The following is a 13151-nucleotide window of genomic DNA, read 5'->3' as shown; positions in this document are numbered from 1 at the left end:
GTGATTGCATCCTGATGCCCTAATTGCAGACGTGCCGCAACGTTGCTTCCCATTCGGCGGCGAAGCGGTCGATATGAAAACGCTCGAGCGCGAGCCTTCGCGCGCCTTCACCCATGCGTCGCGCCTCGGCGGGATCGCGCAGCAGGCGCTGCATTGCATCGACGAGCGCGTTCGTATCGGTATGGATGAAGCCGCTGTCGCCATTGCGAATGACGGTGGCAAGCTCCGTCGTCGCCAGGCCGATGATCGGCATGCCGATGGTCATCGCTTCGACGATCGCAAGGCCGAGACTCGTCCAGCGAATCGGATTGAAGAAGAAGCGATATTGCGCGGTGAATGCCGCGAGTTCCAGATTGCCGACTTCGCCGAGGCCGCCCGCCGATTCGGCGTCCATGCCAACGAGATCGAGCGGAACGCGTTGTGCCGCATCCGCGAACACGTCGTTGCCGAGCCTGCGCCCGCGTTGCCGCAAATGATTGATGACGACGATGCCGCGTTCCTTCTCGCCGCTATAGCGCACGCCTTCGGGCAAGACCACACCATGCTCGATCACGCGCGTGGGCGTCTCGCCGCTGTCCCACATCAGGCGGTTGAAGTGCGTCACGTGCACGAGCAGGGTATTCGGATCGTTGACCCAATGGCGCTGCTCGAAGGGATTTTCTTGCGGCGGATCATGTTCGATATAGACACGCGGCAAGCGTCGTTGCGCATCGGAAAGAAGGTTGATGCGATCGTCGTCCCAGTGCGTGCGATGCTGAAACAGCACGACATCGAACTCCTGTGAAGCCACTTGATCGGCGGGTACCTCATGCACGTTGTCGCCCCACGGCAGCACGCCGACCTTACCCGCATAGCCCGGCGGATGACCGGGCTTCGTCACGAGATAGAAGTCGTGCTTCGCCTGGCTCAGGTAATACATGTAATTTCCGTGGACATGCCACGTAAGCACGCGCAGGCGTTTTTGATTAGCAGTGGGCATCGGTTTCCAGTTTTTCTGCGGGCAATTGGATTCGAGCAGCATCGAGCACTTGCCCGACGGTGATGTTCAGTGCGCAGGGATGCCCATAAGGGCAATCGCGGAACGCACAGGGGCGGCACGGCGGGTAGTCCGCGAGTACGCGATGACGTTCATGATCGAGCGGCGCCCAGCGTCGCGTGTCGCTGCCCGATGCAATGACGACGCTCTTCGTGCGCATCGCCGCCGCGACGTGGGAAAGGCCCGTGTCGTTGCATACGATGAGCCGCGCACGCGCAACGAGCGCGGCGAGTCCGCCGAGCGATGTCTTGCCGGTCAGATCGATGGCGTGAACGCCAGGCGTGTTGGCGATGCTCGCCGTGATATCCGCCTCACCCGCGCTGCCGGTAAGCGCAACCTGCCATCCATCGTTTGCCAGCGCGGCTGCAACTTGCGCGAATCGTTCGGCAGGCCAGCGGCGCGACGGCAATTGCGAACCGGCATGAACGAGCACGAGGCGGGATGGTTCGAGTGCGTATCGGTCGATCAGGGCGTCGCACTCGCGCGTGTCGTCTCGCGTCAGCGGAATTTCAAGCTGCATATCGCTTGCATCGATGCCGAGCGCATCCATCAGCGCGTTATAGCGAGCGACCTCCTGCAACGCATCGGGCCACGCAATGAACACCCCTTCGCGCGCTGCTTCATCCGGCTTCAGAAAGCCAGCGTTGATGCGCGCAATCATCTGCTCGACGATGTCATTGGCCACGCCGCCGCTGCCATGCAACTGGATCGCCAGATCGAAACGGCGCGCACGCATCGCATCGTAAAAAGCGGGCAAGTGCGCGTCCGTTTCCTCTTGCTCGGGAAAACCGATCGCGCCGGGAAACACGATCAGTTCATCGAGCAGATGCGCATATCGTTCGACGAAGCTGCGCGCCCAGGGCAGGCCGATCAACGCGATATGCGCTTGCGGATACGCACGACGCAACGCGCGCAACGCTGGTACGGCGCACAGCATGTCGCCGAGCTGAAGCGCCCTGAAGATGGCGATGCGTTCGACGTTCGCGGGTCTCATACGAACAGCACGCGGAATTTCACCGCGCCATAGAGCCGCCAATAGATCGAGAGGAATGGAATCCATAGGGACGTCCACGCCATTTCGAGTATGTGCGTGCGGGTCAGCGCCGTTGTTTTGAGGCGCTTCAGGCAGAACCACGCACTCAACGCTAACCACACTTCCAGACCCAGCAGTCCCAGTGTGGCGTTGCCGTTGACGAATGCGAGCAAGGCGATCACGACCACCGCGAGTATCGCGTAATAGAGCAGAGGCGGCGTGCTTCTGATGCGTTCCTTGAAGAGCGTGCGATGCTTCTTGTAAAGCAGCGCGTCGAACTGGCTCTTCTTCTGCTGCGAAAGACTCACGCCCCAGCGCGCGGGACGCACGGGATGCAGCACTATCGCGTGTTCGGAACGCACGATGTCTGCGCCGGTGCGCATCAGCTTGAACTGAAGGTCGGAGTCTTCACGCCACGCCGACGTGAAGCGCGCATCAAAGCCGCCGACACGCTTCAACGCCGATCGCGTGACGAAAGTATTGGCCGTCGCGAACTCCGTATGCGCAAGTCCCGCGGCGTCCTGTTCATAATCGGTCGGTCGCGGGCCGAGCGGCACCACGATCCGGCCGGACACCGCATCCGCGCCCGCGCGCAGTTCTGCGACGCCACTGGCGAGCCACTGTGGATCGGGGATCGTATCGTCATCGGTGAATGCGATCCATGCGGCGCCCGACGCGCGCCATCCCGCGTTGCGTGCGCCGGCTGGTCCCTGCGTCGCCGTCACCGGCACATAGCGGATGCGCGGACCCTGCTCGCATTCGCGTGCAAGCGATGTGACGCGTGAGCGCGTTGCATCGTCCGGACCGTCGTCGCACACGATGATCTCGTAGCGCGTCTTGTCATAGTCCTGCGCGATGATCGCGCGCAAACAACGCTCGAGCATGTCGGGCCGCTGATACGTCGGCACGACGACCGACACGTCGAACGCAGCACCCGTCCCAGTGCTCGCATCTTGCGCTGCGGCGTCGCGTGCAGCATCGCCTGCGCCGTCGTAGGAAAACGAGCCTGAGATGGTGCTCATGCAGGCACCCCCGGCTTCTCGATGAGGAACGGGCCGATCACGAGCGCATCGAGCGGCGACGTCCAGAACGATTCGACCGCATCGCGCGGCGAGTTGACCATCGGCTCACCACGCGTGTTGAACGACGTATTCACGAGCACAGGCACGCCGGTGCGCGCATTGAACGCGGCGAGCAGGTCATAGTAAAGCGCATGCTGCGAGCGATTGACGGTCTGCACGCGAGCCGTGCCGTCGATATGAGTGACCGCCGGAATGCGCGCTTTCATGTCCTCGCGCACATCGAAGACGAAGAGCATGAACGGCGCGACGCGTGCGTCCACGAACCAGTCGGCTGCGTGCTCTTCCATCACGACGGGCGCAACCGGGCGGAAATCCTCGCGATCCTTGATTTCGTTGAGGCGCGCCTGCATCGACGGATCGATCGGTGAAGCGAGAATCGAGCGTGCGCCCAATGCTCGCGGACCGAATTCCGTACGGCCCTGATACCAGCCGATCACGCGGTTCGATGCAAGAATATCGGCGGTTTCACCGGCGATATCGTTGAGCCTGCGATACGGCGTCTTGGACCACTTGAGGAATGATTCGATGTCCTCTTCGCTATAGCACGGTCCGAGATACGCATGGTTCATACTCCAGCGGCGGCTGCGATCGCCTTGCTTCACGCGTTGCTGATAGTCGGTCCAGAGCGCGGCGCCGAGCGCGGTGCCTGCATCGCCCGCAGCCGGCTGGACCCAGATGTCTTCGAACGGGCCGCGATCTCGCAGGCGTGCGTTCATTACGCAGTTGAGGGCGACGCCGCCTGCCATCGCAAGATGCTTGAGGCCGGTGCGCTCATGCAGCCAGCGCGCCAGTTCCAGCGCGGTCTCTTCGAGCACCGCCTGCAGCGAATGCGCGATGTCGTAGTGATGCTGCGTCAGCGGTCCGCCGCGCTCGCGTCGCGGGCCGAAGCGTTCGACGAGACGCGGTGCATCGACGGTATAACTGCCGTCATTGCGATACTTGACGATCTCGCGGAACTGATCCACGTAGGCGGGCTTGCCGAAGGACGCCAGCGCCATCACCTTGTACTCGTCGGACGAGTGCAGAAAGCCGAGATAGTCCGTCACGGCTTCATAAAGCAGCCCGAGCGAATGCGGCAATTCCACTTGCTTTACGCGCTGATATTCGCCATCGACGAATTGACCAAGGCTCGTTGTCACGCCTTCGCCGCGGCCGTCCATCGTCAATACAGCGGCGTTTTCATAGGGCGCGGCGAGAAACGCGCTGGCTTCATGCGAAAGATGATGATCGACATAATGCCATTCGAAGCGCGGCGCACGGCCGCCGCTGATGAAGCGCTTCTTCAAATGATGCGGCGCGCCGTCGATCAACTGGCCGCGCGCATTGGCGATATAGCTTAGAAACAGCGGGTCCCACGGCGACTCGGAAGGATTGGTGCTGACATGCTCGGACGGCATGAAGGGCAACGTGATGGTCGCCTTCGCCTGCTTCGGCATGCCCGAGAACAGATGCGGATCATACGAGTAGGCAATGTGATCCACATCCGCCAGTTCGATGCCCGTTTCCTTGAGGCAGTAGTCGATGGCGTCGAACGGAAGCTGCCACGTCGAGAAGGGCACGGGACGCTTTGCGTGCTTCACATGCGTGAAGCGCTCGTCTTCCGCTGCCGCGATTACGACGCCGTCGTGAACCAGCGCCGCTGCGCTGTCGTGATAGACCGCATTGATTCCGAGTGTGTACATAAGGCGCGTCTCTCAGGGTAATGTCAGATGAGCAGGATGGTGTTCGGTGCGGGCATCGAGGAGCGAGAGGGCGGCATCGACGACTTCATCGACACTCACGCCAAGCAGGCAAAGATGATGCCCTTCGGGACATACGCTGCGATAGCACCAGCGGCAAGGCACATCGTGATAGAGCACACGATGCGTCGTCTGCCACGGCATGTGCTGCGGATTCGTCAGCGCGTAGAGATCGACGACGGGCGCGCCGAGCGCCGACGCGATATGCACCGGACCACTGTTGTTCGAAATCAGCACGCGGGCCTGCTTGATGAGCGCCGCGAGTTCGCCTAGTTGCAATGCGCCCGCCAGATCGACGATGCGCGCATCGCCCGCACTCACTGATTCGCACAGCGCCGCTTCGCTCGACGAGCCGGTGACGAGCACGGGCCAGCCGGTTCGCGTTGCGAGCTCGCGTGCGGCTTGCGCAAAACGCTCCGGCGGATAGCGGCGCGATGCGGCGGTCGCGCCGGGATGCATGACGAAATAGGGCGCGTCTATATCGATGCCGCGCTCGCCCAGCTTGCGTTGAAGCGAGGCTTCATCGGCTGTGCGCAAGTCGAATCGCATGCGCGTATCGCTTGCATGTGCGCCGACGCTTGCAACGAGCGCAAGCTGGCGCTCCACTTCATGCCGCGTACCTTGTTGCGGCTCGCATTCCGCCACCCAATCCGTCAGTAGCCCGTATGGATTCTCCCGGCAATGCGCCAGCCTTCGCGGTATGTTCGATAGATGGCACAGCATCGCAGCGGGCAGCGGATTCTGGCTATAGACGCTGAAGATCACCGCGGCATCGAAGCCGAGCGATTCAAGACGCTCGCGCATCGCGAGATCGGCGGTTGCGTCGATCGGCTTGTCGTGCTTGACCCACGGCGCGTGATATTCGATCACGTCATCGATATCGTCGATGAAACGCGCCGCCTGCGCGCCTGAACCCGACGCAAGCAGCGTGAGATGCCGTCCCGGATACGCATGCTTCAACGCATGAATCGCGGGCGTGGTCATCAAGACATCGCCGAGGTTGTCGGGACGAATGCAGAGAATGCGACGGACGTCCTCGCCCCACACGCGCTGCGCAGACGTGGCCGGCGCGCGTGCATGAGCGATGGCGGGCTGGATCGTGACCGGAACCTCGCGCTTCATGTCGACAGCTCCGTCTCGTGCCACGCCCGCTCGATGATGCGCGCGGCTTCATGCATGTCGCTCGCGACTGCATCCGGCTCGCGCAGCGGGCCGCGCTGCCACACCGTCTCGTTGCCGTTATCGATGAGCACCGCGCGGCAGCCCGCGCGATGTCCTGCCTCGATATCGTCGAGGATATCGCCGACGAACCAGCTTCGTTCGAGATCGAGTCCGAGCTCACGCGCGGCGCGTTGGATCATGCCGGGTGCAGGCTTGCGGCAATCGCACGCCAGCGCATAACGCGCCACCGTCCCTTGCGGATGATGCGGACACCAGTAGACGCCCGCGAGCGTCGCACCCGCCTCAGCGGCAAGCGCATGCAGCTTGTGTTCGACATCGATGAGCGCGGATGCATCGAACTTTCCCAGCGCGACGCCGCTTTGATTGCTGATGACGACGATCGGCGCCTTCATTCGCGCGAACGTCGCGAGCGCATCGAATGCGCCGGGCGCCAGACGCATCCTGGCGGGATCGACGTTATAGGGCACGTCGTCGAGCAGGGTGCCGTCCTTGTCGAGAAAGACAGCAGGCTTCATGCGCTCGCACCGCCGTAGGCCGCGCGGCGGCTTTGCACATCGCTGGCCGTATCGACATTCGCCACGCGCGCATAGACGCGCTCCAGCGATTGCGCAACGCTCGCCCATGTGAACATCGCACGTGCGCGTTCGAGTCCGGCCTCGCCCATGCGTTCGGCGAGCGCGGCATCGCGTTTGATGGCGGCGAGTGCATCAGCGAGCGCGGCCGGGTCTTTCGGCGGCACGAGCAAGCCCGTCTCGCGATGCGCGACCGAATAGCGAATGCCGCCCACGTCCGCGCCAATCACGGGCCGGCCGCAAGCCATCGCTTCGAGCGGGGTGATGCCGAACGGTTCATACCACGGCGTCGTCACGAATACGTCCGCCGCGTTATAGAAGATTTTGAGGCGTTGGCGTCCATGACGGCCAAGGAAGTTCACCTTGTCGGCGACGCCGCACTCGTCGGCGATGCCGCGCAAACGGCCGATCTCGGGCGTCGCGATCTCATTGGCTTCGTCGGAGTTGCCGCCGATGACATACAGATGCGCTTCTTCGTTCAGCTCACGATTGCATATGCCGATGCCGCGCACCACGTTATCGATGCCCTTGCGCGGAACCATGCGCCCGAGCTGCAGCACGATGAAGCGATCCTGCGGCCAGCCGAGGCGTTCGCGGGCTTCGGCCTTCTTCATCGGATGAAACTCGGTGCTGTCGAAACCGCACGGCACGAGATCGATGCGCGAGGCATCGGCGTGATAGAGCGAGAGCAGATCGGCTTCATCCTGCGGGCATTCCGCGATGACGGAGTCCGACTCGCGCACGAGCGCGTCTTCGATATCGAAGCGTTCATCGGGAAAGCCGTCGCCTGCGCCCTGATGAATGCGGCGCACGCGGCCAAGCGCATGGAATGTCGTGACGAGCGGCGTGCCGAGCGCTTCCTTGATGCGCATGCCGACGAGCCCGGACATGAAGAAATTCGCATGCACGACGTGATAAGGCGTCGCCTGCTTCTTGAAGTAGCCGATCATGAAGCGCGCGAATTCGTCCATGTGCGGCAGAAGCTGCTCTTTGGGCAACTGCACGGGCGGCCCCGCCGGAACATTGATCACGCGGATGTTCTGGATGCCTTCGAAGCGTGATACGAGCGGCAGCAGCGAGCGGTCGCGGCGCGTAAAGACATCGACTTCATGGCCGTTGCGCGCCAGATGACGCGCGACGTGCGCGACGTAAATATTCTGCCCGCCGCTGTCGACACCGCCCGCCACCGCAAGAGGCGACGCATGCTCACTGATTAGTGCGATCTTCACGTGATGGCCCCTTGATCCGCGTTGTTTGGAATGAGCCTGGAAGCGCTCGCGGCTCAAGGATTGCGGCGCGCTTCGAAGCCTTCACGGCTTTGAGCATTCGTTGTGCCACGCTCGGAAAAATGCGCAGAATCGTTTGTTCGTCGGGAGACGAAAGCAATTTCGTTGAAACGCTTCTTAGCCAAGGACGCGGTTTTACACGCTGCTTGTAGTTATGCGTGGTTTCGTGCGATGGCGCTCATCGTGGATCGCGGCGGCGGTCGTCATCACGAACGATCGCGCGCATCATCTGAACATGGCGGCCTACTACACGCCGCCGGGTCAAGGCCCACGGCAGCGCGCGCAGCATGTCCAGCGCATCGCGCGACAAAGTGCGTTCACGATGCATCACGTTCAACGCACGCAGGCTTGCGCCGATGGCTTCGCGCAACGGCAGCCGCAGCCATGCGACCCACGCCGCGTTACGCGCAAGCAGCCGTCGACGTAACGCGCTGTCGCGTATCGGCGAAGGATGATGATGAAGCACCAGCTCATCGGCATACACGAGCGCGTGGCCCTGATCGAGCATGTCGAGCGCGAGCAGGGATTCCTCGCCGCCGATGAAGAGGCGCGGTTCATAGCCGCCCATCGCTTTGAATATGCTCGTGCGAAAGACGCTTGCGCCGGCCATATAGCCGACGAGCGAGGGCCCCGGCAAACCACGCGCGCCGAGCGGGCTCACGCGCATGCGTTCGCATGTTTCGTCGGCAGCGCCGTCTTCACCGACGACCACGCGCGCACTCAGCACCGCGACGCGCGGCGCGGCATCGAGCATCTCGACTGCGCGAGAGAGCGAACCCTCGCCCCACCATGTATCGTCATCGCAAAAGGCGACGTATTCGGTACGCACGCGGTCCACGCCGAGATTGCGGCCAGCGGCACCCATGTTCGACGGCGCGACGACGAGTTCTACGAACGGAAAGGCCTGCGTGACGCGTTCGGCCGTGTCATCGGTGGACGCGTTGTCGACCACGATGATGTCGATGCGGTCCGGCAACGCGGCGAGTCTCGCCAGCGTGTCGAGCACCTGATTGACGCGGTTATACGTGAGCACGACGACGCTGATGCGGGCTGCCCGCGCGTCATGCGAAAGCGGCGACGGTTGCGGGACCGCGCTCATCGGCGGTCCTCTGCGAGTTTCAGTGTCCAGTAACGTTCGGGCATGAAAACGTCGTCGTATCCATCGTCGCCGAAGGCCTTCAACTGGCTGGCATAGACGCGCACCGCTTCGCGCTTGAGCGCATCGCGGCGCTGCATCTCGGCCGCTGCGGGAAGCGGCGGGTTGTACGGCGTGGCTTCGATGCCACGTTCGAGGAGATCGGCCATGCGTTGCTGCACGATGCCAGGCATCCGGCGATACAGCCCTTCCTCATATCCATAGCACGGTACATCGGGGCGCTTCAGCCATGCATCGCAAGCGGCTTCATGCACGAGGATATGATCGGAATGAAAGAGGCCGAGCGGCATCAGCAGTGCATCCGGGCGATGCTCGTCGATCGCATCGATCAACGCCTGCGCAATCGCGTCGCGCGTCGGCCTGGCGGACTCGGACGCATCGGGAGCGTATTGCGAATCGAGAAAGCCGAGATGGTAGGGCGCGGCGCCGAGGACGCCGAGCGCACGCTTGTCCTCTTCGATGCGCGCGGTCATCGCTTCGAGCGCGCCGGTAAAGCCGCATTGCGCGTCCCAGTCGGTATGGAGGTCGTTGGCGGGAAGGGCGGTGAAAACCGTGCAGACGCGCGGCCGGGACGCGCCCGCGAGCGACGCGCCGCAACCGAATACGGCATCATCGAGATGCGGGGAAATCACCAGAAGTCTGGGCGTGGCTTCGAACATGGGCGAGCGTCGAGTGCTGGGAACGGCTCGTTCTTGTGCAAATAACGGGCCACGTCCCGTTGCACGCGGAAGCCGGCGCGTTAGAAGCGCATGCCGACGCCCGCCGCGATGATGTCCGCATCGCGGTCGTATCGCGTCACCATGCGGTTCCACGTGACCCGCGCGAGCCAGCGGTTCGTGAAGCGATAACTCGCCGACAGCGATACCAGCCCCGCGAAGCGTCCGTCGCCGGTGCGGCTCTGCGGAAGATCGTCGTTTTGCGTGATGGACAGATACGGCCCCGCGCCGACGCCGAGCGTGAGGCGGTCGTCGAAGAATGCGCGCGTCGCCCAGAGTTGCGCCGCCACGCCATCGCGCCGCGACTGCACATGCCCGCTTTCATGCAGATACGACGCGGTGAAATCGACATAACGCCAAAGCCCGCGACGATACTCGATGCCTGCCGCGAGATTCGTTTCCGAGTCGAGGCTGTTCAGCACGGTTGTGCCGAGCATGACGGTGACTTCGTTGCCGGTGACGTTGGTCGTGCGCGAAGGCGCACTATCGCGCGGGCCGTGACCGTTCGGCGCATCGAGCTGATAGCCGATGCCGAAGAGCAGGGCCGTGGTGTCCGGGCCGCCGAACGCCTGCACGTGATTGAGCTTTACTTGCGCGATCCATCGATTATCGAAGTAATACGCCGCGCGCAGCGTCAACATCGCGCCCCAGCCGTGCGTGTTCGAATAGTCGCCGCCCGCCTGCGCCTCGCTGGTATCGAAGTACCGATACGGCCCCGCGCCCGCCGACAACTCCAGCCGGTTGTTCATCAGCGGCAGCCGGCCCCACAACTGTACCGCCTGACCATCCCGATGATGATTCGGAATATGGCCTTCGTTGAGCCACGAGAAGCTCCACGCGGCATAGGGTCCGAGGCCTTCGCGATAGTTCGCCTCCCATGAATACGTGTTCTGACTATTGCTCTTGAGCGGCCCGGCGAGGACGGAAAATTCCTGAGCGTGCGCGTTGGCGCTGATGAAGGCGACAGCGGCGCAGGCGAGTGCCCAGCCGATAATTTTATGTTGTCGTTGCGGTCGAATTGGTGTCATCGAGCAGGGATTCATGGCGAATGTGGAGCGTCCTCGTCCTGGACGCTAGGTCGAGCTTAGCGGCTAAATGAGAAGCATGCACAAACGAGCCTGTCCGGTCGCGGCGAATGTTCGTCGACGCACGGGCGGATCACGCGATCAGCGCTACATATGAGGCTTACCGACCCGCTTCGCGAAACCGCGCAGGCACGCTCGACCGACGAGCGGCTTTCGCGTCGAATGCCTGCATGGTTCGGCCACATCAATCGTAACGAGGTCAGCAATGGACTCCATTCCAGTCGACTATCAAGGCTGCGAGTTGTCGGCGGTCGTCGTGCATGCGGCGGGCGAATTCGTATCGACGGTATTGATCGAGCGACCCGGCGGCGTACGGCGCGCGGTCGGGCCGTTCCGGCCTTTCGACACGGCGCGGGCGGCCGAGCAGTTCGCCATCCAGTATGGGAAGGACGAGCTGGACGGCCGGCACGTGCCGAAAGAGCTGCAAATGGCGGCGGGGTGATCGCGGCGTCCACGTTCAGGCTCGACGGGCGCCGCCAAGGGCGCTGTCGAGCCACGCCATCAGCGCGACAGCCGAGCAGTCGCCGCTTCTGAAGCCGATATGTCCGTCGGGCCGCACGGCCCACATCATGCCGCTTCGTGCGCCGAATGCGCCGGCGAATTCTCCAGCAGAATCGGTGAGCACGCGATACGCTTCGCTCGCGTTGCACGCCGTCCCCGGCGCTGCGATCAGTACCGCATTCGATGCCGCGCCGAGCGCGCCGCGCCACGCATCGGCGACGGCGTCGAACGAAGCAGCGGCGCGGTCGCCCGTATCGTCCGCGCAATAGCCGATGAGCGTGTGTCTTGCGTGGCCGATATGCGCCGCAAGCCGCTGTCGATGGCCGATGAAATCCTCCAACAAGCCGCCGATCTCCGGCACGCGATCGCCCGGCGCGGGCAACTCGGGCGCGAGGTGGTCGCACGCATCCGCGACGATCGGGCTGCCGCGATAGCCAACGAGCAATTGCGTCTCGCGCATCGCGGGCCTCACTTCGCCATGAGCGAGTACGGTGTTGAGCGCGCGGCTCGTCGATTCCACCACGTCCAGCCCGACTGGACGCCGTTCCGCTTCGTAACTGTCCAGCAGCGACCGGCCCGCGAGTCCGCGCGCCGCGAGCGTCAGTTTCCACGCGAGGTTGTGCGCGTCCTGCACGCCCGTGTTCATGCCCAGGCCGCCGACCGGCGGATGAATGTGCGCGGCATCGCCGGCAAGGAAGACGCGTCCTTGCACGTAATGCGCCGCAATCCGATGACTCACGCGATACACCGACGACCAATGCATCGACGACAAGCGCGTGCCGCCGGGCAGGACCGGCAGCATGATGCGTTCGATCTCCGCGAAATCCGGCGCGGCGACGGCTTGGAGGCGGGCGGCGTCGTCGGGCGGCAGCACTATCGACATGCGATACCGGCGCGGCGATCCGCGCACCGGCACGGCTGCAAGCGTCGCCGCGCCGCGACCGTCGGCAGCCGCCGAGTGACTGATGCGGATCATCGGGCCGCGCGGCAGATGCCAGTCGACATCGAGATCGGCGAGCATGAACGTCTGCGGATAGCGGTCGCCGTCGAACGGGACATTCAGATGCCGGCGCACGGTGCTGCGCGCGCCGTCGCAACCGACGAGCCATCGGCAGCGCAACACGCTCGCCGCGCCATCGGGCGATTGCAGGTTGCATGTCACGCCGTCCGCATCTTCTGCGAAATCGATGAGCGTCGTGCCGTACTCGACGCGCCCGCCATGCCGCGCAAGCGCGCGCTCGAGGATGCGCTCCGTCTCATGCTGTGCAAGCGACAAGGCCCCGTACGGCAGACCTTCGCGCGGCACCGGCGTGCTCGACGCAAGCTCGCCGTCACGATAGGCGTCCGCGCCGGTCAGCCAGATGCCAGCATCGATCGCCTCGTGGACGACGCCCAGATCCTCGAACAGTTCGAGCGTGCGCGCAGTAACGCCCAGCGCCTTCACGAAGAAGGTGCGCCCGGTATGGGCGTCGATCACGCGGACATCGACGCCATCGCGGCGCAATTCGGCGGCGAGCATCAGGCCGACCGGGCCTGCGCCTGCAATCAACACGTCGGTCGTATCGGGCATGCGCGGGCTCCTTGTCGAATGGAGAAGGATGTCGTGTTCGAAGGATAACCGCGCGGCGGACCGGCGTGGGCGCTTTTTGATAGCCGGGAGGCAAGGCGCGGCGCAGGCCCGCGTCCGCTACCATGCGTTGCGCCGCAAGATGCGACGGAGAGGTCAGCGTGATCGCAGGAAACGGAAGAAGGATGAAGACTCA

The 13151-nt window shown here is 63.6% G+C and carries 12 protein-coding genes; 1 reads left to right on the top strand and 11 read right to left on the bottom strand.

From position 1 onward, the window contains the following. Positions 1-19: 19 nt before the first annotated feature. The 10 genes from BG57_RS13345 to BG57_RS13300 all read right to left on the bottom strand — a co-directional run bounded on the left by BG57_RS13345 (position 20) and on the right by BG57_RS13300 (position 10830). A complete protein-coding gene (locus tag BG57_RS13345; RefSeq protein WP_035963765.1) occupies positions 20-979 on the bottom strand; it encodes a glycosyltransferase family 4 protein in 960 nt (319 codons plus the stop codon). Continuing rightward, positions 966-2030, bottom strand: coding sequence for a glycosyltransferase family 9 protein (locus BG57_RS13340; RefSeq protein ID WP_035963763.1), 1065 nt, complete (start codon positions 2028-2030; stop codon positions 966-968). Before BG57_RS13340 ends, BG57_RS13345 begins: the two co-directional genes overlap by 14 nt. Then, complete coding sequence (locus BG57_RS13335) at positions 2027-3091, bottom strand: glycosyltransferase family 2 protein (RefSeq protein WP_063934936.1); 1065 nt, start codon at positions 3089-3091, stop codon at positions 2027-2029. Before BG57_RS13335 ends, BG57_RS13340 begins: the two co-directional genes overlap by 4 nt. Further along, on the bottom strand, positions 3088-4833 hold the full coding sequence (locus BG57_RS13330; protein WP_035963761.1) for a carbamoyltransferase family protein: 1746 nt from the start codon (positions 4831-4833) through the stop codon (positions 3088-3090). The genes BG57_RS13335 and BG57_RS13330 overlap by 4 nt, the downstream gene beginning before the upstream one ends. A gap of 12 nt (positions 4834-4845) precedes the next feature. After that, on the bottom strand, positions 4846-6012 hold the full coding sequence (gene waaF, locus BG57_RS13325) for a lipopolysaccharide heptosyltransferase II (protein WP_035963759.1): 1167 nt from the start codon (positions 6010-6012) through the stop codon (positions 4846-4848). After that, a complete protein-coding gene (locus BG57_RS13320) occupies positions 6009-6587 on the bottom strand; it encodes a D-glycero-alpha-D-manno-heptose-1,7-bisphosphate 7-phosphatase (RefSeq protein ID WP_035963757.1) in 579 nt (192 codons plus the stop codon). Before BG57_RS13320 ends, waaF begins: the two co-directional genes overlap by 4 nt. Next, positions 6584-7873 (bottom strand): glycosyltransferase family 4 protein, encoded by a 1290-nt coding sequence (locus tag BG57_RS13315; RefSeq protein ID WP_035963755.1) that lies wholly within the window; start codon positions 7871-7873, stop codon positions 6584-6586. Before BG57_RS13315 ends, BG57_RS13320 begins: the two co-directional genes overlap by 4 nt. Before the next feature lie 235 nt (positions 7874-8108). Beyond that, entirely contained in the window at positions 8109-9029 is a 921-nt protein-coding gene (locus tag BG57_RS13310) for a glycosyltransferase family 2 protein (RefSeq protein ID WP_052005796.1), read from the bottom strand. Further along, a complete protein-coding gene (locus BG57_RS13305; protein ID WP_035963753.1) occupies positions 9026-9745 on the bottom strand; it encodes a PIG-L deacetylase family protein in 720 nt (239 codons plus the stop codon). Before BG57_RS13305 ends, BG57_RS13310 begins: the two co-directional genes overlap by 4 nt. An 80-nt stretch (positions 9746-9825) precedes the next feature. Then, the gene (locus tag BG57_RS13300; protein ID WP_081850900.1) at positions 9826-10830 is read right to left on the bottom strand and encodes a hypothetical protein; all 1005 of its coding nucleotides are present in this window, start codon (positions 10828-10830) and stop codon (positions 9826-9828) included. A gap of 262 nt (positions 10831-11092) precedes the next feature. On the opposite strand from BG57_RS13300, the gene BG57_RS13295 reads away from it, so the two are divergent. Continuing rightward, positions 11093-11329 carry a hypothetical protein gene (locus tag BG57_RS13295; RefSeq protein WP_052005795.1) on the top strand — a complete coding sequence of 79 codons (237 nt, stop codon included), beginning with the start codon at positions 11093-11095 and terminating at the stop codon, positions 11327-11329. A 15-nt stretch (positions 11330-11344) separates the two neighbouring features. Here the strand turns inward: BG57_RS13295 and BG57_RS13290 are convergent, their stop codons facing one another. Continuing rightward, on the bottom strand, positions 11345-12958 hold the full coding sequence (locus tag BG57_RS13290) for an FAD-dependent monooxygenase (protein ID WP_035963749.1): 1614 nt from the start codon (positions 12956-12958) through the stop codon (positions 11345-11347). Positions 12959-13151: the final 193 nt, after the last annotated feature.

Origin of the sequence: Caballeronia grimmiae, from assembly GCF_000698555.1 — a bacterium.
GTDB classification, from domain to species: Bacteria; Pseudomonadota; Gammaproteobacteria; order Burkholderiales; family Burkholderiaceae; genus Caballeronia; species Caballeronia grimmiae.
Note: the sequence above shows the minus strand (reverse complement) of the source record. Positions and strands in the feature narration are given on the sequence as shown.